The organism is Bradyrhizobium hipponense, from assembly GCF_008123965.1.
GTDB classification, from domain to species: Bacteria; Pseudomonadota; Alphaproteobacteria; order Rhizobiales; family Xanthobacteraceae; genus Bradyrhizobium; species Bradyrhizobium hipponense.
Window position 1 is genome coordinate 305,478 of the sequence record NZ_VSTH01000014.1, and the last position, 21,383, is coordinate 326,860.

General features: G+C 64.0%; 20 protein-coding genes. 10 read left to right on the top strand and 10 right to left on the bottom strand.

The annotated features are described in order from the left end of the window. Positions 1-73: 73 nt before the first annotated feature. From FXV83_RS04390 to FXV83_RS04400, 3 genes are all read left to right on the top strand, one after another. Positions 74-853, top strand: a complete 780-nt coding sequence (locus FXV83_RS04390; protein WP_148737957.1) for an NAD kinase — start codon at positions 74-76, stop codon at positions 851-853. 97 nt (positions 854-950) lie between these two features. Next, entirely contained in the window at positions 951-1,496 is a 546-nt protein-coding gene (locus tag FXV83_RS04395; protein ID WP_148737958.1) for a response regulator, read from the top strand. 23 nt (positions 1,497-1,519) lie between these two features. Continuing rightward, positions 1,520-2,092 (top strand): Hpt domain-containing protein, encoded by a 573-nt coding sequence (locus tag FXV83_RS04400; protein WP_148737959.1) that lies wholly within the window; start codon positions 1,520-1,522, stop codon positions 2,090-2,092. A gap of 112 nt (positions 2,093-2,204) precedes the next feature. Here FXV83_RS04400 and FXV83_RS04405 read toward each other — a convergent pair whose 3' ends face one another. From FXV83_RS04405 to folE, 4 genes are all read right to left on the bottom strand, one after another. Further along, positions 2,205-3,380, bottom strand: a complete 1,176-nt coding sequence (locus FXV83_RS04405; RefSeq protein WP_148737960.1) for a DUF2336 domain-containing protein — start codon at positions 3,378-3,380, stop codon at positions 2,205-2,207. Between the two features lie 210 nt (positions 3,381-3,590). Beyond that, positions 3,591-4,652, bottom strand: a complete 1,062-nt coding sequence (locus FXV83_RS04410; RefSeq protein ID WP_148737961.1) for a lytic transglycosylase domain-containing protein — start codon at positions 4,650-4,652, stop codon at positions 3,591-3,593. 144 nt (positions 4,653-4,796) lie between these two features. Next, on the bottom strand, positions 4,797-5,219 hold the full coding sequence (gene hisI, locus FXV83_RS04415; RefSeq protein WP_148737962.1) for a phosphoribosyl-AMP cyclohydrolase: 423 nt from the start codon (positions 5,217-5,219) through the stop codon (positions 4,797-4,799). 31 nt (positions 5,220-5,250) lie between these two features. Further along, a complete protein-coding gene (gene folE, locus FXV83_RS04420) occupies positions 5,251-5,940 on the bottom strand; it encodes a GTP cyclohydrolase I FolE (protein ID WP_148737963.1) in 690 nt (229 codons plus the stop codon). A 236-nt stretch (positions 5,941-6,176) separates the two neighbouring features. Here folE and FXV83_RS04425 point away from each other — a divergent pair, with 236 nt between their 5' ends. Beyond that, entirely contained in the window at positions 6,177-6,632 is a 456-nt protein-coding gene (locus FXV83_RS04425) for an iron-sulfur cluster assembly scaffold protein (protein ID WP_148738000.1), read from the top strand. Between the two features lie 9 nt (positions 6,633-6,641). Here the strand turns inward: FXV83_RS04425 and FXV83_RS04430 are convergent, their stop codons facing one another. Continuing rightward, positions 6,642-7,544, bottom strand: coding sequence for a COG3904 family protein (locus tag FXV83_RS04430; protein ID WP_148737964.1), 903 nt, complete (start codon positions 7,542-7,544; stop codon positions 6,642-6,644). Between the two features lie 253 nt (positions 7,545-7,797). On the opposite strand from FXV83_RS04430, the gene yidD reads away from it, so the two are divergent. Continuing rightward, positions 7,798-8,136 (top strand): membrane protein insertion efficiency factor YidD, encoded by a 339-nt coding sequence (gene yidD, locus FXV83_RS04435; RefSeq protein WP_148737965.1) that lies wholly within the window; start codon positions 7,798-7,800, stop codon positions 8,134-8,136. A gap of 91 nt (positions 8,137-8,227) precedes the next feature. Beyond that, positions 8,228-8,443, top strand: a complete 216-nt coding sequence (locus FXV83_RS04440) for a hypothetical protein (protein ID WP_148737966.1) — start codon at positions 8,228-8,230, stop codon at positions 8,441-8,443. On the opposite strand, the gene FXV83_RS04445 is transcribed toward FXV83_RS04440, so the two are convergent. Both FXV83_RS04445 and FXV83_RS04450 read right to left on the bottom strand, forming a co-directional pair. Beyond that, a complete protein-coding gene (locus FXV83_RS04445; protein ID WP_235939305.1) occupies positions 8,444-9,646 on the bottom strand; it encodes a hypothetical protein in 1,203 nt (400 codons plus the stop codon). It abuts the gene before it with no gap. Between the two features lie 14 nt (positions 9,647-9,660). Continuing rightward, positions 9,661-11,028, bottom strand: coding sequence for an APC family permease (locus tag FXV83_RS04450; protein WP_148737968.1), 1,368 nt, complete (start codon positions 11,026-11,028; stop codon positions 9,661-9,663). A 314-nt stretch (positions 11,029-11,342) separates the two neighbouring features. On the opposite strand from FXV83_RS04450, the gene FXV83_RS04455 reads away from it, so the two are divergent. After that, positions 11,343-12,662 (top strand): alpha/beta hydrolase, encoded by a 1,320-nt coding sequence (locus FXV83_RS04455; protein WP_148737969.1) that lies wholly within the window; start codon positions 11,343-11,345, stop codon positions 12,660-12,662. A 41-nt stretch (positions 12,663-12,703) separates the two neighbouring features. Here FXV83_RS04455 and FXV83_RS04460 read toward each other — a convergent pair whose 3' ends face one another. Next, a complete protein-coding gene (locus FXV83_RS04460) occupies positions 12,704-13,084 on the bottom strand; it encodes a hypothetical protein (protein ID WP_148737970.1) in 381 nt (126 codons plus the stop codon). Between the two features lie 91 nt (positions 13,085-13,175). Then, complete coding sequence (locus tag FXV83_RS04465) at positions 13,176-14,351, bottom strand: MFS transporter (RefSeq protein ID WP_148737971.1); 1,176 nt, start codon at positions 14,349-14,351, stop codon at positions 13,176-13,178. A gap of 186 nt (positions 14,352-14,537) precedes the next feature. Between FXV83_RS04465 and thrS the strand changes: the two genes are divergently transcribed. From thrS to FXV83_RS04480, 3 genes are all read left to right on the top strand, one after another. Next, positions 14,538-16,580, top strand: a complete 2,043-nt coding sequence (thrS, locus tag FXV83_RS04470; protein WP_187435647.1) for a threonine--tRNA ligase — start codon at positions 14,538-14,540, stop codon at positions 16,578-16,580. A gap of 93 nt (positions 16,581-16,673) precedes the next feature. Further along, complete coding sequence (locus tag FXV83_RS04475; RefSeq protein WP_187435648.1) at positions 16,674-17,237, top strand: nitroreductase family protein; 564 nt, start codon at positions 16,674-16,676, stop codon at positions 17,235-17,237. Positions 17,238-17,300: 63 nt separating this feature from the next. Next, entirely contained in the window at positions 17,301-18,569 is a 1,269-nt protein-coding gene (locus FXV83_RS04480) for a serine hydrolase domain-containing protein (RefSeq protein ID WP_148737974.1), read from the top strand. Here the strand turns inward: FXV83_RS04480 and FXV83_RS04485 are convergent. After that, on the bottom strand, positions 18,555-21,017 hold the full coding sequence (locus FXV83_RS04485) for a putative bifunctional diguanylate cyclase/phosphodiesterase (RefSeq protein ID WP_148737975.1): 2,463 nt from the start codon (positions 21,015-21,017) through the stop codon (positions 18,555-18,557). The two genes, FXV83_RS04480 and FXV83_RS04485, sit on opposite strands and share 15 nt — an antisense overlap. Positions 21,018-21,383 lie beyond the last annotated feature (366 nt).

The following is a 21,383-nucleotide window of genomic DNA, read 5'->3' on the forward strand; positions in this document are numbered from 1 at the left end:
TCGACAATACAGGCCGAGGTGTATAGACGAGCCCGGCGGAACTTTCTCGAGCCAGCGGCCCTGCCCGGAAGCCATGACCAAGCCCTCGCGATATGACCGGATCGCCTTCGTCGCCAGCCCGAGCACCGAGGCGCAGGTCGCCTTCGGCCAGCTCACAAAAAACTACGGCAATTGCGATCCAAACGAGGCCGACGTCGTGGTGGCGCTCGGCGGCGACGGGCTGATGCTCCAGACGCTGCATCAGCACATGCGCACTGGAAAGCCGATTTACGGCATGCACCGCGGCACGGTCGGCTTCCTGATGAACGAGTACGCGACGCACGATCTGCGCGCACGGCTCGAGGCAGCACAGGAGTCCGAGATCCATCCACTCTTGATGCGCGCCACCGACGTCAGCGACCGTGTCCACCTGCATCATGCCATCAACGAAGTCGCCCTGTTCCGGCAGACCCATCAGGCGGCGCGCCTGCGGATCCTGATCGACGAACGCGAGCGCATGACCGAGCTGATCGCCGACGGCATCATGGTGGCGACGCCGGCGGGCTCGACCGCTTACAATCTGTCTGCCCAGGGGCCGATTTTGCCGATCAACGCCGCCCTGCTGGCGCTGACGCCAATCAGCGCCTTCCGGCCGCGCCGCTGGCGCGGCGCGCTGCTGCCCAACACGGCCTATGTCGTGATCGAGGTGCTGGAAGACGACAAGCGCCCCGTCGCGGCAGTCGCCGACCACGATGAGGTGCGCGACGTCCGCCGCGTCGAGGTCCTGTCCGACAGGACCATCTCGATGCGGATGCTGTTCGATCCCGGCCACAGCCTGGAAGAGCGCATTCTGCGCGAGCAGTTCGGCTCCTGAGGGACCTGCCCGGCGCCTGCCGGTGCCCGGTCGCAACGCTTCGTTAACCCTCGGCGCGATATGGTTAATAAAAGTTGACCACTTCGGCCCGGGCGCCATGTTCCGCATCGATTTCAACAAGCTGCGCTTCCTCGTCTGTGACGACAATCCGCACATGCGCCGCATCCTGCGGACTCTGTTGCATTCGTTTGGCGCGCGCGAAGTCTATGAGGCGGAGGACGGTGCGACTGCGCTGGAAATGTACAGCCACTACGTGCCCGACATCGTCATCACCGACTGGGCGATGCCCATCTTCGACGGGCTCGAGCTGGCGCAGATGATCCGGCAGCCGGACTCCAAGGGCAATCCCTACGCGCCGATAATCATGCTGACCGGTCATTCCGAGAAGCGGCGCGTCACGGTCGCGCGCGATGCCGGCGTCACCGAATTTCTGGCCAAGCCGATCTCGGCCAAGGGCCTCTACCAGCGCATCCTCAACGTGGTCGCCAGTCCCCGCCCCTTCATCAAGACCAAGACCTATTTCGGTCCGGACCGGCGCCGCAACACCAGCTCTGCCTATATGGGCCCCGAGCGCCGCGTCGGCGAAAAGCACGAGGTGCTCCAGCAACCTTCGCTGCTCGACAAGGCCCGCTCCTCCATCTAGCGCAACGTCTCGAGGCAGACATCATGGCGAAGAACGGCGCAAAGGACATCGAGGTCAAGGCCTTCGCCACGCATCAATTGATCACGCAGCCAAATCCGCTGCGCAAGGTGCTGCGCCGGGTCGAAGACAAGGACGATCCGGTCGGCCGCGCCGAGCAGGCGCTGGCCGGCCTCTCCGGCGAGTTCAAGGACTGGATGGCGACTGAGGTCAACCGGCTTTCGGCCGCCTACGTCGCCATCCGCAATGACGGCTTCACCAAGGACAGGCGCGACGAGCTGTTCCGCGCCGCGCATGACATCAAGGGCGACGCTGCGACGTTCGGCTATCCGTCGGCGGCGGCAATCGCCGAGAGCCTGTGCCGCGTCATCGAGCACGCGCCTGATTTCGAGAAAGTGCCGGCCGAGCTGTTCACGCACCACATCAACGCCATCCTGGCCATCGCGCACGAGAACACAAAGCTCGACAGCATCAGCGTCTCCGCCGAGCTCAGCCGCCGCCTGCGCAACGTCGCCGACGATTATCTTGCCCACGTCAACCGCGACCGCCCCGAGCATCTCGAGGCGATCTTCGCACCGAGCATCGTGCCGGCGGAGTAGCTCTCTCTTCTCGTCATTGCGAGCGCAGCGAAGCAATCCAGAGTCTTTCCGCGGAGGGATTCTGGATTGCTTCGCTGCGCTCGCAATGACGGAGCTTGCGGGTCGGCCTGAACTACGCCGCGATCAGATCCTCATAAACCGGATCGACCACGTCTTCCGCGACCAGCTCGTCGCAGAACAGCCTCGCCTCTTCACGCGCCGATTCGGTGGCGAAGCGGCGTAGCAGGATCATCAGCGGCTCGGCGGCGCCGCCGTCGGCCTCGCAATGGGTGAGCACGCGCTCGACCATGCGCCGGCGCAGCCGCGCGGCACTGTCATCGGTATCGACGAAACCCTGCTCGTGGCAGGCATCGAGCGCGACCTGGAACGCAGCGAAAGTGGCCTCGGGAAGCTCGGCGCGGCGCAGCAGCGCGTGCAAGCCGGCGCCGCCACGATCATGCAGCAGTGTAGAGACGCGCGCCAACGGCAAATCGGCGAGTTCGGCCAGCGCCGCGTCGAACAGGTCGAGGTTGCTCGACAGCAGCGCGCGCAGGATCAGGCCCGCGGTAAGCTGGCCCGTGACACGCAGATGCCGCACCAGCCCCTGCATTTCCTCGCCGCGCGAGCGCGCCGCGATGTTCATGGTGGAGCGGTCGCGCGCCTCGATCATCATGCGGTCGGCACGGTCGGCGCTCAGCCAGTTCCGCGCCACGACGAATTGCGCAAGCGTCTCAGAGAGCTTTGCCACCAGCGCGGCGCGCGTCGCGGCCGGCAGATCCTCGATCACCAGCATGGCTTCGCGGATTGCGGCAAGATGGCCGTGACGCTCGACGATGCGGTCCCAGGAGAACGGCGCGAGCTCGGCGTAGGAATTTTCGATCAGCTCAAGCGCGGCCGCGGCGCAACCGACCTCGGCGATCGCGGCGCAGACCGAGGCTGGCAGTACGATACGGCGGGCGACGGCGCATTGCACTTCGCCGTTGCCGGTCGCAACGATGTCGACCAGATCCGCATCAATCAGGAGCGGAGAATGTTCGAGCACTGGCAGCGCGACAGTCGGCTGGTCCGTCGACAGTGCCCGCACGATGGCGGCCGGCGCATCCGTGCTGCGCGCAAAGGCCTCGGCCATCGCCTGCCGCACCAGCGGCGAGGCATCGTCGAGCAACATTAGCAGCGCGCCCTCGGCGGCGAGACGGTCGTCATGGGAAAGGTCCGAGATCAGCCAGGCCCGGGCCAATGCCCGCGTCGCCTCGGCCCGCTCGCCGGCGGACGCCGTCCTGATCCAATTGATGAACTGCCGAACGATCATGGTTCTTCCGGCCTACGCAACCCGACGAAGCGGTGACGGCTTGTCACCTGCAACACAAAATAAACCACGACGCTTAACAAAGCGTTCACCATAACTGGCTGGTTTTATTGACGTTTTGTTAAGGGAACAAAAAAGCGCCTCGCTTGTGTCCAGGGACACAGCGCAGCACGGATGATGCGGTGCGCCTTGTCCGGGACATGCGAGTGAATGTCAGCTTGAGAACGTACCGGTGCGATCGCTGAAAAGATCGAGCGGCTGCGGCGGGCGCACGTCCGGCGTTGCTGAAGTGATCGAAGCGAACGAGGCGTTGTTGCCCCACAATTTCTGCACCGTGGTCGAGACCGGCTGGGTGGCGTCGCCGGGCTGATAGATCGAGCGAAACACCGGCGTGCTCGGCGCATTGTCCGCGACGATTGTTGGCGAGGTCGTACTGACGGGCGTCACGGCGCGCGTGTCCGGGAAGGTCTGAAGATAGGCGGCGTTGTTGATCACCGGCGCCGTCGCCTGCACCCCGTTTGCACTCGCCACCTGCGTGGTCGACGGCGTACCGCCGTACATCGCCATCGCACTGCGGGTCGATTTCGCATTCGCCGCGCTCGCATAGCGCGCGTCCAATACCGAATAGACCTCGGAGACGCTGCGTGCGCGGCCGTCCCTGGCGTAGAAGATCGAGCGGTTCGCGGCCGCCGCATTGGGAAACAGCCTCGCGCCGACGGCCTGCGGATTGTCCTCGGCGTTGGCGATCAGCTTGGCGGCTCCCCCGACGCCCATGAAGTGCGCCATATAGAGCTCGCTGTCCGACGGCCTGCGGCCGAGCATGCCGGTGAGCTTGAAACTGTTGGACTGCGTCAGCGCCGCGGCCATGCTGGATGCGGCCTCCGGGTCGTCGCGCAGCTTCATGATCGACCGCTTCATCATAGGATCATCGACGGTGTAAGTGCCCGACGAGGTCTTCGTGATGGCATCGGAATAGCTGCCAAAGCCGAGCTGGGCGCCCGCCTCCTTCACTGTCCCGAGCCAGGTCTGGTCGATGAACTGGTAGAGTCCGTGCGCGGATGATGTGGTCGCACCTGCGGTCGGGTTGAAATCCGACTCCATCTTGGCCGTGGTCAGCATGTATTCGAAGCTGACGCCGCTGATGTTCGAAGCCTGCTTGATCGCACCGGCGACGCGCGCCGGTGACGGATCGATGCCGGCCGTCTGCGTGGCACTGAAATTGTCGACCGACATGATGACGTGCCCGCTCCGCGCGGCATTGAGCGGCGCCGGCAATTCGGACGCCCTGTCGTCTCACCGTGGGACAGGTATGGTTAATGCGGGGTTAATTTGGCTCTCGCCGTCATTCCGGAGCATCGCGTTAGCGATGAACCCGGAATCCATTCCGCCGCGCGTCGCGCGCCCCGGAATGACGGCGGACTATTCCTTGTAGACGTCGCCTGGATCGAACAGCCGCTCCGCATCGACGAAGACCAGCGTCGCAATCCCCCCCTCGGGTTCGACCTTGCGGTAGAAGCACGACCTTCGGCCGGTGTGGCAGGCCGCGCCGATCTGCTCGACGCGGAGCCAGAGCGCGTCCTGGTCGCAATCGGTGCGGATCTCGACCACGCGCTGGGTCTGACCTGACGTCTCACCTTTTCGCCACAAGGCATTGCGCGAACGGCTGAAGTACCAAGCTTCGCCGGTCGCAATGGTCTTGCGCAGCGCCTCATCGTTCATGTGCGCGACCATCAGCACGTCGCCGCTGGCGGCATCGGTCGCCACGCAGGTGACGAGGCCGGCCGCGTCGAATTTGGGGAGGAAGGCAAGGCCTTCCTCGACCTCATGAGAGTGACCGGACACGGGCATCCTTCGCCAAAACGTGTTCGCGAGGTCAGCGCGTGCCTCGCACCAGGGACAGGAAGCGGGCCTGCTCCGCCGGATTGTCGCGGAACATGCCGGTGAAGCGGCTGGTGAACGTCGAGGCACCATGCTTGGCGACGCCGCGCACCGACATGCAGGTATGCTCGGCTTCGATCAGCACGGCAACGCCGCGGGGTTTGAGCACCTCGTCGATCGCCGCCGCGATCTGCGCCGTCAGGTGCTCCTGGGTCTGGAGCCGGCGGGCGAAGATATCGGTGAGGCGCGCGAGCTTGGACAGGCCGACGACGCGCTCCACTGGCGTATAGGCGATATGCGCCTTGCCGTAGAATGGCATCATGTGATGCTCGCACTGCGACGTGAACTCGATGTCACGCACCAGCACGAAGTCATCATAGCCGGCAGTCTCGCCGAACGTGCGGTTGAGCACCTCGGCCGGGCATTGGTGGTAGCCTTGATAGAGTTCGTCGAAGGCCTCGACCACGCGGCGCGGCGTGTCCAACAGGCCCTCACGCTCGGTGTTCTCGCCGATATAGGCCAGCAACGTCTTGACCGCGCGCTCGGCCTCGGCGCGTGCGGGGCGCGGCTGGTCGGCGCGGACGGCGGCCGCGAGGAATTCGGCAGGATCGAGCTCAGCGGGGCGACCCTCAGGGTGCTTGTCGGAAGGCTTGCTGGGGCGGATGGATTTGATCGTAGCGTCCATATCGACTCCGTTCGACGGCCTTGCGGCCGGAGTGTCACCGGCAGACGGGGCGGCAAGCCGCCGGACGCCTGTAGAGAGCAATTTTGGCAAAAAACGTCTTCGGCTTTAACGCCGGTCGCGTGGTTCTGGACCAGTGCCGGACCGCCAGGCTGTTTTTCCGCCAGTTCCGCCCCTATATAGGACCGTGGACCGCGCCCGCCAAGGCCGATCCCGCGCGAAGTGCTGGACTCCATCACATGCTGAACGACATCTATAACAAGCGGATCATCGAACTGGCCGGGAATATTCCGCGCCTTGGACGACTTTCGGACCCCGACGCCTCCGCCACCGCCCACTCCAAGCTGTGCGGCTCGACCGTGAAAGTCGACCTCAAGATGGACGGCGACACAGTCACCGACTTCGCCCATGACGTGAAGGCCTGCGCACTCGGCCAGGCCTCTTCATCCATCATGGCAAGTCACGTCGTCGGCTCGACTGCGAGCGAACTCCGTGAGTTACGCGAAACCGTTCGCAAGATGCTGAAGGAGAATGGCGCCCCTCCCGAAGGCAAATGGGCCGAGATCAAGTTCCTTGAGCCCGTCCGCGACTACAAGGCGCGCCACGCCTCGACGCTCCTGACCTTCGATGCCGTGGTCGATGCCATCGGCCAGATCGAGGCGAAGGCGAAGCAGCCGGCCACCGCGCAGGGCTGACGCAAATTCCTATTTCTGCGATGTCGTAGCCGGCGCGGTGCCGGTCGGCACCAGGGCTTCCGCCGTCTTCGTCGAGCTGGAGGACGCCTGTGGGTGCTCAGGTTGCTCGCTGACCCTGTCCTGCGCCTTCGGCGCCAGCTCGGCCATCGCAGGCGCCGAGACGTTCACGTCCGGCAGCACGTCGGCCACCAAGTCGGTCGTGACGAGATTGGTGAGCTTCAGTTCCGCCGCGTCCAACTCATGCAGGTCTTCCCAAGGCGGCACGTTGAGCGCGAGCGACAGCAAATCGCCAGCGCCACCCATGTCGAACGTGTATTTGGCCAGGCGGCCGATGTCGCGCTCCACGATCATCAGATCCTGCGCGTTGTAGCTCGCCGCCCTCGCATCGTCGGCGCGGTCACCCATCCAGATCTGATGGACGCGGACATGGGCGGCTTCCGGCACGTAGCGCTTCTTACCGGCCAGCAGCAGGAACACGCACATCGATTCACAATAGGCTTCGGATGCGACCGCCGGGCGGGCGCCCTGTCCGCCTCGATTCTGCACGCTCATGCCGACCGTGGTCAAAAGGCCGAGATTGCGAAACCGCCGGCCGAGCGCGATCGCGTCGTTGACAGAACCGCCGCTGGAGTCGAGCACGACGGTGGCACCGCCCAGTTGGCGACCGCGCACGAATTCCTCGAAATTCTTTGGCGTATCAGCGGTGATGATGCCGACCGCGCTGACCCAGCCGCGGCAGTTCGGCTCGCAGGCGACCCAGTTGAACTTCATCGGCAGCTTGCGCTCTTCGAGGGCAGCACCGGCTCGGGCCGACGACCCGAATGTCGCGACGGCGCCAGCCAGCACGACACCACATACGGCGGTTCCCACAAGCAACCAGCCGCGAAGATTGAGCGACTTCAGAAGTTTCAAACTGATCCCTTCCCCAAGCCCCATTTGAAGCCCATTTGCGCGATTATCCCCGCTTCGCGCTCGATGAGTCCATCATACAGACGTATGTTCCCACGAGTGTCACAAAAATGGTATCCGGGGGAATACAGATCGTCCATAGGTACTTGCTGCACTGCTCCTAAAAAGCACGCAAAATATGGCGTACAAACAACAGCTTACAGTTCCCTGCGCCGGAACCGTGCAAGACCTCGCCCACGATCGCAGCAAACCGCCCATGAAGCATTCAGCCTGCGAGCATTGTTCCAGTCCCGTCGATGGTGCGCGCCGGCTTCCGCGCAGATTCGGCCGCGCGCTGATCTGGCTGTACCGACACACGCTGTCGCCCCTGGTCGGCTACAATTGCCGTCACCTGCCGACCTGCTCCGCCTATGGTGACGAGGCCATCGAACGCTTTGGACTCTGGGCCGGCAGCTGGATGACGCTCGCGCGCTTGCTGCGCTGCAATCCCTTCGGCACGTCGGGCATCGACAACGTGCCTCTCACCGCTCCGCAACGCGCGCGCTGGTATCTGCCCTGGCGCTACGGCCGCTGGCGCGGAGTCAACGCTAGCTGAGTTTGCTGCGGTACTTCGCGCATTTCTGCCCTGATCGGAACTGGAACTCTGTGCTCGCGTTGTTTTGATGCTCCTGCGGGAGGAAACAACAATGCGCTGGAAAATCAGCCCCGATTTTCATTTCAGGCTTGGTTCACATTTTGGAATTCGTCGGAAGGGTCACCATGACCCCAGAGCCCTCGACATGATCGCCATGATCGCTCTCCTGACTCTGGTGCTGGGTTGTGGCTGGTATCTGGCAACGAGCTTTGCAACGCCGCCCAGCACGACGGCGTTCATCGTGCCGAGCCAGAGCGTGCACTGGTAGTTACCGGAACCAGAAGAAGCGTCCCGGCGGTGGCGGGATCGGCTCGGACGGACGCGGCCGCTTCGGGCGTGGCGGTTTTGGCGACGGCTCGGCGGATGAGGTGGTCTCCGCTCCCGGCGCGGTCTCGCTCCCCGGCACCTTCACCGACAGCAGCAAATTCGACTCGTGCATTCGCCAGCGATAGCCGACGCCGAAATCGATCGGCTGGGCGCGCGTGAACAGTTCGGCGTAGCGCTCCTGGTAGCGGCCGGGGAATTCGTCGATCGGTCCGAGATAGCGGCCAAACGGGAAGAACCGCCACTGCCGTGCATTGTAATTCGCAAGCGGAATTCCGGAATCGTCCTGGAGGATAGTCGCGCTGTTGGCGAGCAGCCAGTCGCGAACAAAAGTGAAGTTGCCGGAGTGCAAGAGATAGGACGCGCTCTTGAGCAGGCTGTTGCCGGGCCCGAGCGTCTCGCAGAACTTCAGGAAGCCCGCGGCGCGTGCGCCGGCATTGGAGAGATCGGTCGAGAAATAATACAGCGTGCGCGCCTCGCCGTCGCTACCGGCGAAGGTGATGCGAACGCCGCGGGTTGCGTTCGGTCCGGGATTGTCGTTGCCAATGTGCATCCCGCCCTTGTTGTCGAGTGCGATCATCTCGACGTTGCGGATGGTCTTGCCGGAGCGCGCCAGGAAGACATAAAGGATAGGCAAAGTGCCGTTGACCTGGTTGGTGTGCAGGTCAACCTTCATCTGCTTGGTGATGAAGAAAGAAAAACTCAGGATCGAGCCGAGCGAACGCTCGACATTGTAGAGCGCCGCGCCGACCGAACCGCGCGGAAGCCGCGTCAGGTCGGGCACCGCACCGACGGGCTCGAGCGCGCCGAGCACATAGGTGCTGGCCTTGGGGTAGAAGGCGTTGGCGTAGAGGAAGTCCGGACCGCTGAACATGTAGAACATGGTCGGCCTGGGCGCCGCCAGGTTGACGTCGGCCCAGTTGCGGATTTTCGAGAGCTGACGCTGCTCGAGCTGGGCGAAGGCGCCATCGAAGAATTTTGCGTGGCGCTGCCAGCCCGGGTCCTTCGTCAGTGGCACCAGGGGCGAGTCCGCCGATGGCTGCATGCCGGCGAGGAAGCGCGCGCTATCGTCGAAGGTGACGTCGGCAGCGCCCGCGGACGAGATGGCCGCAGCCAGCAGGGCAAATGCGACGGCCGCAATTCTCATGGATCGAAACATGTCTATTCGCGATGTGATGAAGCGGCAGCGGCGACCGGCCGCCTGCGGAAAACAGCATAAATCAACAGGCCAGAGAGCATGACGAGCATCCCCGCAAGCGCCTGCACCGGCCGCTCGGTTAACAGGTAGTACATCATGAACGCGGTCACGAGCAGGAAAACGAGAGGCGTAAACGGGTATCCCCAGGCACGATAAGGCCGCGGCAGGTCGGGATCGCTGATGCGCAGCTTGATGACGCCGGCGACCGTGAAGAACGAGCAGAACAGCAGCGCGAACTGGATGAAGTCGAGCACCGCCTCGAAGCTGCGCGTGAACAGCAGTAAATTCGCGACCGCAAGCTGGAACAGGATGGCATAGGCCGGCGCGCCGCTCACCGATCTCCTCGAGAACACACGCAGCGCCGGAATGTCCTCCCCCATCGTCATCATCACCCGCGGCCCGATCCACATCATCGCGCTGATCGAAGAGATCAGGCCAACGCAGATCATCGCGCCGACGATCCTGCCGCCGAGGCTGCCGAAGATGGCGGTGCCGGCGACGCTGGCGACGTCGAGCTGGCCGGCGAGCGCGCTGACGGGCGTGGAGTAAAGGAAGACCGCATTCAGCGCGACGTAGAGAACCAGCACGATCAGCGTGCCGGCGAGCAGCGCGCGCGGCAGGTTCCGCTGCGGCATGTTCATCTCGCCGATGATGTAGGTCGCGGCGTTCCAGCCGGAGAACGAGTACATGACGAAGACCAGCCCGATCGCAAAGGGCGCGCTGGCAATATGGGCAAGATCGCCGCCCTGCGGCGCAAAGGAGATCGGCTGCGGCACGCCGACGATGAAGCCAGCAACCAGGAACGCGACAATCAGCACGACCTTCAAAATGGTCGAGATCAGCTGGAAGGTCGAGGAATGCCTGACGCCGGTCAGTTGCACCAGCGAGACCAGCCACACCACGCCGATGGCCAGCGGGATCGGCGGCAGATCGGGGACGACCGATTTGGCGTATTCGCCGAACGCCATCGCAGCGAGCGCGACCGGCGCCGCAAAGCCCACCGTCGCCGAGACCCAGCCGGCGAGAAAGCCGAAGGCAGGATGATAGGCGCGGCTGAGGAAATTGTACTCGCCGCTCGAGCGCGGAAACATCGCGCCGAGCTCGCTGTAGGAGAACACCCCGCACAGCGCGACGATGCCGCCGATGGTCCACAGCAGGAGGATCGAGAAGCCGGACGGGATGTCCTTGACTTGGAAGCCGAGGCTGGTGAAGACGCCGACGCCGATCATGTCGGCAACGACGATGGCGGTCGCAACCTGAACGGAGACCCCGGGCCCGCTTCCGGTCAGCCGGCCAGTCCAAGGCGCGGTTCCCGCATCTGATGCCGTCATCGGGGTTCTCAACCTTCGGCGTCACGCCTCTTGGGTCGCATCGAGCAGATTAGTCCAGTCAATTCAAGCAGGGTTAACAAGGGTTAAATGAGGCGAACCAAATCGGTATCTTGCCACCTTTGTGCACGTCCTTGGACAATAAAGCTGCGCAGCCCCCCGCGAAATCCGTTTTCTCCTCCCACAATCACGACACGATTGCATGGTCACTTTGAGCGTTCCGGATGTGGGGAAGTTTCTCCGGATACTTAACGTCGCCTAAACGCCAGTCGGTTCAATTAGCAAAACATCGCCGCTGGACTTGGGGTCATGGGTGGATGGTCGGGGCCGTTCCGAACGTAAGAGCTGACATTCGTGCCGATCGGACAATGTCCGATGGGCGCGGTCGTGCGCTCCGGATCGCCACGATCTCAGCCTTGGTGCCGGTGTCGCTGACGCTGGTTCAATGCGGCAAGGCGCCCAACCCGGCCGCGCTCGCCGCAAACTCGCAGGCCAACGTCCAGATCGTCAATCAGACCGTTGCCAAGACCAATCCGCAACTGGCGAACGCCGATACATTCGAGGATCGCTTCCCTGCCCCGCAGTTCAGGGAGCGCTTCCCCTCCGCGAGCGAGAGTTTCCTGCAACGGCAGATGGCCGACTTTTCCCCGAAGCACGCCGTGCAGCCGGAGCAGGCGCCCTACAAGGTGGCTTCGCTCGAGCCGCAGGCCCCCTACAAGCGTCCGCCGCGCCAAGACCTGACGACGCTCGTCACCATGAAGTCGTCGGCCTTCCCCTATTTCGGCAACAACCCTGCCTCCGAGGCGCCCTTCCTCAACATCGCCAAGGGCGACCGCCGCGGTCACCGCAGCTATTCCGGGCGCGTGTTCTGGCAGGACGAGACCTACAATGACAGCCGCGTGCTGGTGCACGTGCCCGAGCATTTCGACGTGCGCAAGCCGGGCGTGATCGTGGTGTTCTTCCACGGCAACGGCGCGACCCTGGAGCGCGACGTGCGCGATCGGCAGCTGGTACCGCAGCAGGTCACCGATTCCGGCGCCAATGCCATCCTGCTGGCGCCGCAGATGGCGGTTGATGCCGCCGATTCCAGCGCCGGCAAGTTCTGGCAGCCCGGCGGCTTCAAGCGCTTCATGGAAGAATCCGCTAGCCATCTCGCCCGCGTCACCGGCGATCCCAACAGCGCGCGTGCCTTCGCCAACATGCCGATCGTGATCGTCGGCTATAGCGGCGGCTTCCTGCCGACCGCCTGGAGCCTCGAGGTCGGCGGCATCAGCGACCGCGTCCGCGGCGTCGTACTTCTCGACGCGGTGTATGGCGAAATGGACAAGTTCGCCTCCTGGATCGAGAGCCACCGCTCCGGCTTCTTCGTCAGCTCCTACACCCACTACACCGCGCGGCGCGACCGCGAGCTGATGAGCATGCTGCGCCAAAAGGGCATTAGCGTCTCCGAGGACATGGATGGGCCGCTGCATCCCGGGAGCGTGGTGTTCGTCGAAACCGGCGACGGCATCACCCATCGCGACTATGTAACCCGGGCCTGGACGAAAGATCCGCTCAAGGACGTGCTGGTGAAGATGTCGGCGACGCCGGCGCTGGCGCTGACCCGCGTGGCCGCCACATCCCCATCGAGCCGCTGATCAGCGACCAAACGTCCGGCTCGAACTGCAGCTCTTTATCCTCAGTTCTTCGGCAGCTTCGGAATGCTCTCGGCAAAGCCGTTGAAGCAGGCCAGTCGTTCGTCCTCTTCCTTGAAGAAGCGGCAATCGGCGTAGCCCTTGGCCTTCGCCGGCTTCGGCTTCGGCGCCGGCGGGATCACGGCGTCATAGCAATTGAGGCGGTCCTTGGTGCCATCATCGAGCTCGAGGCAGGCCTGGAGCCGAACCGCGATCGATTGCGGCTTGCCCTTCGGCGCCGCGGCGGCAGGCTTGGCAGCCGCCTCCTTGGTCCCCTTGGGCTTGACCAGCACCAGCGGCTTGTCCCCCACCATCGGCGGCTTGTCGGCCTGTGCGAACGCAGAGGCTGAATAGAGCACCGCAGCAACCGCCAGAATCATCCTCATTTCAGTCAACCCTCTTTGGTCCCCGAGCCTCGCCTTCTAGCGCCCTCCCGCGCGGTTTGCCAAGCGCCTTGCGCACAGGAAACCGCTGGCTTCAGGCCGGCACGGCGACGGCGGGCTGCGGCCGGGTCAGCAGGACCAGGATCAGCGCCAGAACGACGAAGCCAACCGCCACAAAGCCGAGCGAATACAGTCGCTCATGGGCAAACAGCAGCCCGCCAACGGCCGAGCCAACAGCCTGGCCGATGTAGAGAACCGACGTATTGAGCGCGACAGTCGCCGATGCGAGCGGCGGCGCGGCCGCAACCAGTCGAACCTGTTGCATCGAATTGGTGGAGGCAAAGCCCAGTCCCCAGATCGCGACCGCCATCGCCATCAACACGAGGGTGCCGGCGCCGAGCGCCCATCCCGTGATCCCCGCGAGCAGCAGGCACGTGAACAGCAGCGAGGTCCGATAAGGCCCCCAGGTGTCGACGATGCGGGCGGCGATGACGACTCCGAGAAAGCCGCAGACGCCATAGATGCCGAACACCATCCCGATCGCATCCGGGCTTGCCCCGGTCAGCTTTTTGAGCAGCGGGCCCATGAAGGTGAACACCACGAACTGCCCGGACATTTGCAGCATCGTAATCGCAAGCAGCAGCAGAATCGCCCTGCTGCGGCCGACCTCCACCCAGGTCTTCAAATCCACCGGTACGCCCCTCAATCCGCCGGGCAGGCGCAACAGCAACAACAGGAAGCTGACGCAGCCGAGTGCGCCAATCTCGCCATAGGCCGCACGCCAGCCATAGCGGCTGGCAATGAAGGTAATGAGCGGAAGACCCACGGCGGCAGCGAGCGACCAGCCGAGAAAGATATAGGCGATCGTGCTGCCGCGCCGCTCTGCCGGCACGATCAGCGCCGCCGTGCCGGCAGCCTGCGGCGTATAGAGTGCGCCGACCGCAAGCATCACCAGTCGGATGACGAGGAGGCTGGTGTAGTCGGGCGCGAACGCCGATGCGAGATTGCCAAAGGCGAGGACTGCGAGCGTCGTCGTAAGCAAGGTCCGCCGCCCGATCCGGCTGGTCAGCCAGGCCGTCAGCGGCGACCCAATGCACAGCGTGACGGCGCCGAACGTGATCAGCAGCCCGGCCGCGTGGATACTAATACCGAGCCCCGCCGACAATTCCGGCAGCATCCCCGCCGGCGCCAGCACCGAGCAGCCGGTGACGAAATTTCCGAGCATCAGGGCGGTTGGCACGAGACGGTCGGGGGCGCGGGACTTTTCCATGCGGGTGCATGTAGAGCAGGCCTGCAACCAGTTAAAGGGCGTTGCCCGGAATAGTTGGCGCACCGTCACGGCTTTTGCGCGCCACTTTCTTGGAATTGCCGGATTGCACAGGCCGAATCGCCTGATATATCGCTCGTTCCCGCTTACCTGCGCTCGTTCGCAGGAGTGAGCTTCAGGAGAAAAGCAATGACCGACCAGCCCAAATCCGAATCCGGCTTCCAGTACAGCCTCAGCAATCTAAGGCCCGTGACCCCGCCCGAAAAGATCACCCTCACCTTCCCTGACGGCGCCCGGCGCGAATACGCCAAGAGCATCACCGGCCTTGAGATTGCCAAGGGCATCTCGCCGTCGCTGGCCAAGCGCACGGTAGCGATGGCGCTCGACGGCGAGCTCGCCGACCTCAACGATCCGATCGAGGCCGATGCGAAGATCGAGCTGGTCAATCGCGACGACCCGCGCGCGCTCGAATTGATCCGCCATGACTGCGCGCACGTGCTGGCGGAAGCCGTACAAACGCTGTGGCCGGGCACCCAGGTCACGATCGGTCCGGTGATCGAGAACGGCTTCTATTACGACTTCTTCCGCAACGAGCCGTTCACCCCGGAAGACTTTGCCGCGATCGAGAAGAAGATGCGCGAGCTCATCGCGCGCGACAAGCCTTTCACGAAAGAGGTTTGGGATCGCGAAAAGACAAAGCAGGTGTTCCGCGACAAGGGCGAGGCATTCAAGGTCGAGCTGGTCGACGCGATTCCCGGCAACGAGCCGATCAAGATCTATTACCAGGGCGACTGGTTCGACCTGTGCCGCGGCCCGCACATGACCTCGACCGGCAAGGTCGGCAATGCCTTCAAGCTGATGAAGGTCGCAGGCGCTTATTGGCGCGGCGATTCCAACAATCCGATGCTGACCCGCATCTACGGCACCGCCTTCGCCAAGCAGGAGGACCTCGACGCTTACCTCAAGCAGATCGAGGAAGCCGAAAAACGCGACCATCGCAAGCTCGGGCGCGAACTCGACCTCTTCCACTTCCAGGAGGAAGGTCCGGGCGTGGTGTTCTGGCACGCCAAGGGCTGGACCATCTTCCAGCAGCTGATCGCCTATATGCGCCGGCGCCTGACCGGCGACTACAGCGAGGTCAACGCGCCGCAGATCCTCGACAAGTCGTTGTGGGAGACCTCCGGCCATTGGGGCTGGTATCGCGAAAACATGTTCGCGGCGCAGTCGGCCGGCGACGAGGCCGAGGACAAGCGCTGGTTCGCGCTGAAGCCGATGAACTGTCCGGGCCACGTCCAGATCTTCAAGCACGGCCTGAAGAGCTACCGCGACCTGCCGCTGCGGCTCGCCGAGTTCGGCGTGGTGCATCGCTATGAGCCCTCGGGCGCCATGCACGGCCTGATGCGCGTTCGCGGCTTCACCCAGGACGACGCACATGTCTTCTGCACGGAGGATCAACTCGCGGACGAATGCCTGAAGATCAACGATCTCATCCTGTCGACCTATGCGGATTTCGGCTTTACCGGCGATCTCACTGTCAAACTCTCGACCCGGCCGGAGAAGCGCGTTGGTACCGATGAGATGTGGGATCACGCCGAGCGCGTGATGGCGACCGTACTGCGCGAGATCCAGTCGCAGAATAATCACATCAAGACCGAGATCAATCCGGGCGAAGGCGCGTTTTACGGACCGAAGTTCGAATATGTGCTGCGCGACGCCATCGGCCGCGACTGGCAGTGCGGCACCACGCAGGTCGACTTCAACCTGCCGGAGCGATTTGGCGCGTTCTACATCGACCATGACGGCGGCAAGAAGCCGCCGGTGATGGTGCATCGCGCGATCTGCGGCTCGATGGAGCGCTATATCGGCATCCTGATCGAGCACTATGCCGGCAATTTCCCGCTCTGGCTCTCGCCGGTGCAGGCCGTGGTCACGACCATCACCTCGGAAGGCGACGAATACGCCAAGCAGGTCATGGAGCAGGCCCGGCGCGCCGGTCTTCGGGTCGAGATCGACCTGCGCAACGAAAAGATCAACTACAAGGTCCGCGAGCACTCGCTGGCCAAGATCCCGGCGCTGCTCGTGGTCGGCAAGAAGGAAGCCGAGACGCATTCGGTCTCCGTCCGCCGCCTCGGCAGCGACGGGCAGAAGGTGATGCCGACGGCTGAGGCGATCGCCGCGCTGGTCGAGGAGGCGACGGCGCCGGATGTCGTGCGGGCGCGGGGCGCGGCCTGATCCCTTAAATCGATCTAAATTCGCTTCCGGTTGCGGGCGTGCATGCCTATCTCGGTATGGCACGCCCGACGACCAGCTGAAGAGGACATCGCAGTGCGAGACGCCATCGAACTCCTGAAGACCCGCCGCTCGGTCAAGCCGCGCGAGATGGCCGGGCCCGGCCCCTCCCCGGCCGAGCTCGAGACGATCCTCACCATCGGCGCGCGCGTGCCGGACCACGGCAAGCTCACGCCCTGGCGCTTCATTATCTTTGAGGGCGACGGCCGTCAGCGCGCCGGCGAGGTGATCGCAAGGGTCTTCGCCCGGAAGAATCCGGGCGCGCCGGCCGCCGACGTCGAGACCGAGCGCAAGCGCCTCATGGACGCGCCACTGGTGATCGGCATCGTCAGCTTCACCAGACCACATCCGAAGGTGCCGGCGTTCGAGCAGGAATTGTCGGCGGGCGCCAGCGCCATGAACATCGTCACGGCCGCGACCGCGCTCGGCTATGGCGCCTGCTGGCTGACCGGCTGGTTCGCGTTCGATCGCGACGTGCTGGATGGCCTCGGCCTTAAGCCGGACGAAAAGCTCGCCGGCTTCGTCCATATCGGCACGCCGACCAAGCCGAGCGATGACCGTCCGCGACCGTTCCTTTCTGAAATAGTGACGCGATTTTAATCGATGTCTTGTTGACGCCTCGAACGTCTTGCGGCTTTGATCCCGGCCAGGGAGGAAGCCAGGATGTTGCGGCGTGAATTTCTGGTCGGGGCTGCGCTGCTGGCCGGCACGATGGCGCGAGGCCGCGCCGCCGACATCCCTGCGCCGGCGCCCGCCGGGCTCGACCGCATCACGGCGTTCTTTGACAACGAGGTGACGAGCGGCCGGCTGCCGGGCGCCGTGATCCTGGTCCAGCAGCACGGCAAACCGGTCTACCTGAAGACGTTCGGCGTGCGCGATACCAGGACCGGCCTTGCCATGACGCCGGACACGATCTTCGCCATCCATTCGATGACCAAGCCGATCACGTGCCTTGGCGCGATGATGCTGATCGACAAGGGCAAGCTTGCGCTCGCAGATCCCGTGTCGAAATATATCCCGCTCTTTGCCGACACCAAGGTGGGCCTCGAGGTCACCAATCCCGACGGCACGCTGACGCTCGACCTCGTGCCGCCGGTCCGTCCCGTCAACATCGAGGATCTGCTGCGGCATACGTCGGGCATCAGCTACGACTATATCGGCGGCAAATGGGTCGAGCAGGCCTACAAGGCCGCCAACATCTTCGAGGGGCAATTCAACAACAGGGAATTTGCCGAGCGAATCGCGAAGCTGCCGCTGGCGCGGCAGCCGGGGACGCTGTGGCGCTACGGCCATTCCACCGACGTGCTCGGCAGCATCATCGAGATCATCTCCGGACAGACCCTGTACGAATTCCTCAAGCAGCGCATCTTCGATCCGCTCGGCATGAGCAGCACCAAGTTCGCGCTGGCGATGGAGGACGAGCTTGCGCGGATGGCGCGGCCGCTGCCGAACGATTTCATCCTGCTCGCCGCCGAGCGCGACCGCCTTGACCATCCCGAGTGGCAGTCCGGCGGCGGCGGACTGCTCTCGACCATCGCCGACTATCAGCGCTTCGCGCAGATGCTGCTCAACGGCGGCGAGTTCGAGGGCAAGCGCTATTTGAGCCCCGCTGCCTTCAAGGCGATGACGACCGATCACATAGGCCCCGGCTCCGGCGTCGGACGCGACTATTTCTATTTTCCAGGCGACGGCTTCGGCTATGGCTACGGCCTTGCGGTGCGCACCGATCCCGGCAATGCAAAGCCGCCGCCGCCGGGCTCGCTGGGCGAGTTGAAATGGGATAGTGGCAGCGGCACCTATTTTGGCGTCGATCCCGAGCTCGACATGGTCTACGTCCTGATGCAGCAGACCCAGAGCGAGCGCGGACGAATCACACCCGCTTTCAAGGCGCTGGTGTATGACTGCTACCCGCCCGAGCTACGCCGCCCGTGAGGCGCGCTGGCCGAAATCCGCAAGCAGTTTTGCGATCTCGGCGGCAGGCCGCGCCGCGCTGAACAGAAAGCCCTGGACTTCGTTGCAGCCCTCGGCGCGCAGCCAATCGAGCTGATCCTCGGTCTCGACGCCCTCCGCAGTCGTGGTGATATTGAGGCTACGACCGAGCCCCGAGATCGCGCGCACGATCGCGACGCAATCGGGCCGCTGGGCGAGATCCTTGACGAAGGAGCGATCGATCTTGATCTTGTCGAAGGGAAAGCTTCTGAGATAGCTGAGGCTGGAATAACCGGTGCCGAAATCATCCATGGAGATGCTGACGCCGAGCTCGCGCAGCTGGTGCAGGATCGCAAGATTTGCATCGGTTTCGGCCAGGAAGATCGACTCGGTGATCTCGAGCTCGAGCCGTCTGGGTGACAGGCCGGACTGCGCCAGCGCCGAGATCACGATCCGAACCAGGTTGCGGCTGCGGAACTGTGCCGGTGACAGATTGACCGCGACCTTGACGTCGACGGGCCACTTCGTCGCCTCGGCGCAGGCCTCGCGCAACACCCACTCGCCGAGCTGGGAGATCAGGCCGATGTCCTCGGCGACCGGGATGAATTCCGCCGGCGAGATCATGCCCTTGTCGGGATGGCACCAGCGCAGCAGCGATTCGAAGCCGGAGATGCGGTCGGATGCGATCGACACCAGCGGCTGATAGTGCAGCTCGAACTCGCCATTGGCAAAGGCGCGGCGCAGATCGAGCTCCATGGCACGCCGCCTCTGCGCCTGGAGGTCCATCTCCCGTTCGAAGAAATGGTGCACGCCGCCGCCGTCCGACTTCGCCCGGTAGAGCGCCATGTCGGCGTTGCGCATCAATTCTTCCGACGTCATGCCGTCGCCCGGCGACAGCGCGATGCCGATGCTGGCACCGATCACCATTTCCTGGCCGTCGATCTCGTAGGGCGCCTTCAGCATGTCGATCAACAAGGTCGCGCAGGCGCTGGCCTCGTTGGGCGAGATATCGGCGGCGAGGATCACGGCGAACTCGTCACCGCCGAGCCGCGCCGCGAGATTGGCGCCGCGCACCGCGCTGGTCAGACGTTCGGCAACCTCCTTCAGCAGGCGGTCGCCGGCCGGATGCCCGAAGGAATCGTTGATGTTCTTGAACAGGTCGAGATCGATGTAGAGCACGCCGACCCGCTTTCCGCCGGCCTGGTCGAGCGCCTGCTTCAACCGCTCCTGGAAATATTCGCGGTTCGGCAGGTCGGTGAGCCCGTCGTGATGCGCCATGTGGGCGATCCGCGCCTCGGCCTTGCGCCGCTCGGTGATGTCGACCACCGCGACCAGATAGCCGTCGCGATCGTCGAAGGCGACGCGGCGGCCGAAGGTGAGCACCTCGATCTCGCTGCCGTCGGCGCGCAGATGCCGCCAGTTGCGCGAGGAATGATAGGTATCGCCGACGCGTTCGAGTGCCTCGGCATGGATGTCCCATTCGTCCCTAGGCCAGATTTCGTGCAGCGTCATACGCAAAAAAGTGGCGCGGCTGTAGCCGTAATGCTGGACCGCAGCGTCGTTGACGCTGATGAATTGCTTGGTCTGTGCGTCGAACACCCACATCGGCATCGGGTTGTTGTCGAACAGCAGGCGAAACGAGGCGTCGCGGCGCTTCAGCGCGGTGACGTCCGAGATCGTCAGCGAGACCACATCGGCGAAGGCGGTGGCGCTCAGCCGGAGATGGCGGCCGTCTCGCTCGATCTCAAGCTGTTCGCCGCGGCCGCCGGCAACGGCTTTGAGCAGAAATTCTATGATGTCGGGCGAGGCGAGCAAATTGTTCCCCTCGCCGATCCGGCGCCACAAAAGGCCGGCGCCTATGGCCTTCAGCAGCAGTGCGGCGCTCTTGTTGTGGTGCACGACTTGAAGATCGAACGCCGTGCCGTCGGCGTCACGCAGCGTCGCCAGCGACAGGACTGCGTCGTCGGTCGACGAGAAGATCGCGTCGAGGAGGTTGTATTGCGCGCCGCGCTCGTTGACGTAGGCGCCAATCAACGTGGCGCCCCAGCGCGACGCAGTCGGAAGCGCCAGCAGATCGTAGGTCCTGACCATGCCGTCGCGAACGCAATGTGCACTCGCATGATGCGGCCGTCCATTCTTCAGCGCGTTCGCCACCGCTTCCGACAGCGCCGTGGCGCAATCGGGCGATAGCTCCGCGACCGGAATGTCCCAGCGTTCCTCGCCGAGCCATTTCTGCACGTAACGTCCGCTGCGCGACAATTCGAGCACGCCGTCACCCTTGAGCAACGCGATGTGGTCGGCGAGCCGGCCAAGGCTGCCGAGCATCACGTCCTCGTAGCGCGGCAGTTGCTCGCCCGGCTTCAACGCGGCACGCCATTTGCGCTGAAGCACCGGGATGTCGTCGAACATTTCGGTGGCCGGTTTTCCCGGCGCTTTCTTCGCGGCATTCATGGCAGTCCCCAACGCACTTTCCCGCCGCATCCAATGCAGGCCTGCTTAATGGCTTGTAAAAGTGGTGCGGCTGCGGGGGCAATTCGGCGATTATGACAGTTTTAAGTCGGACGATAGTTAGCGGGCGTTAGAGACTATGACGGTTGCGTTCGGCGGGCCAGTTGTTGCTGCGTGAAAAAGTAACTCCGTGTCTCCGTAACCACGTCCGCTGGTGGCTATGGCTCCCGGCCTTCGCCGGGACGACGTTGCGGAGATAGTGCGCGCGCTGCATCAGCAGACCGTCATTGCGAGCGCAGCGAAGCAATCCAATTTTTCGCAAGGGCAGTGTCCATTCCGTCATCCTTGCATGGGGAGTGAGTTGTCAAG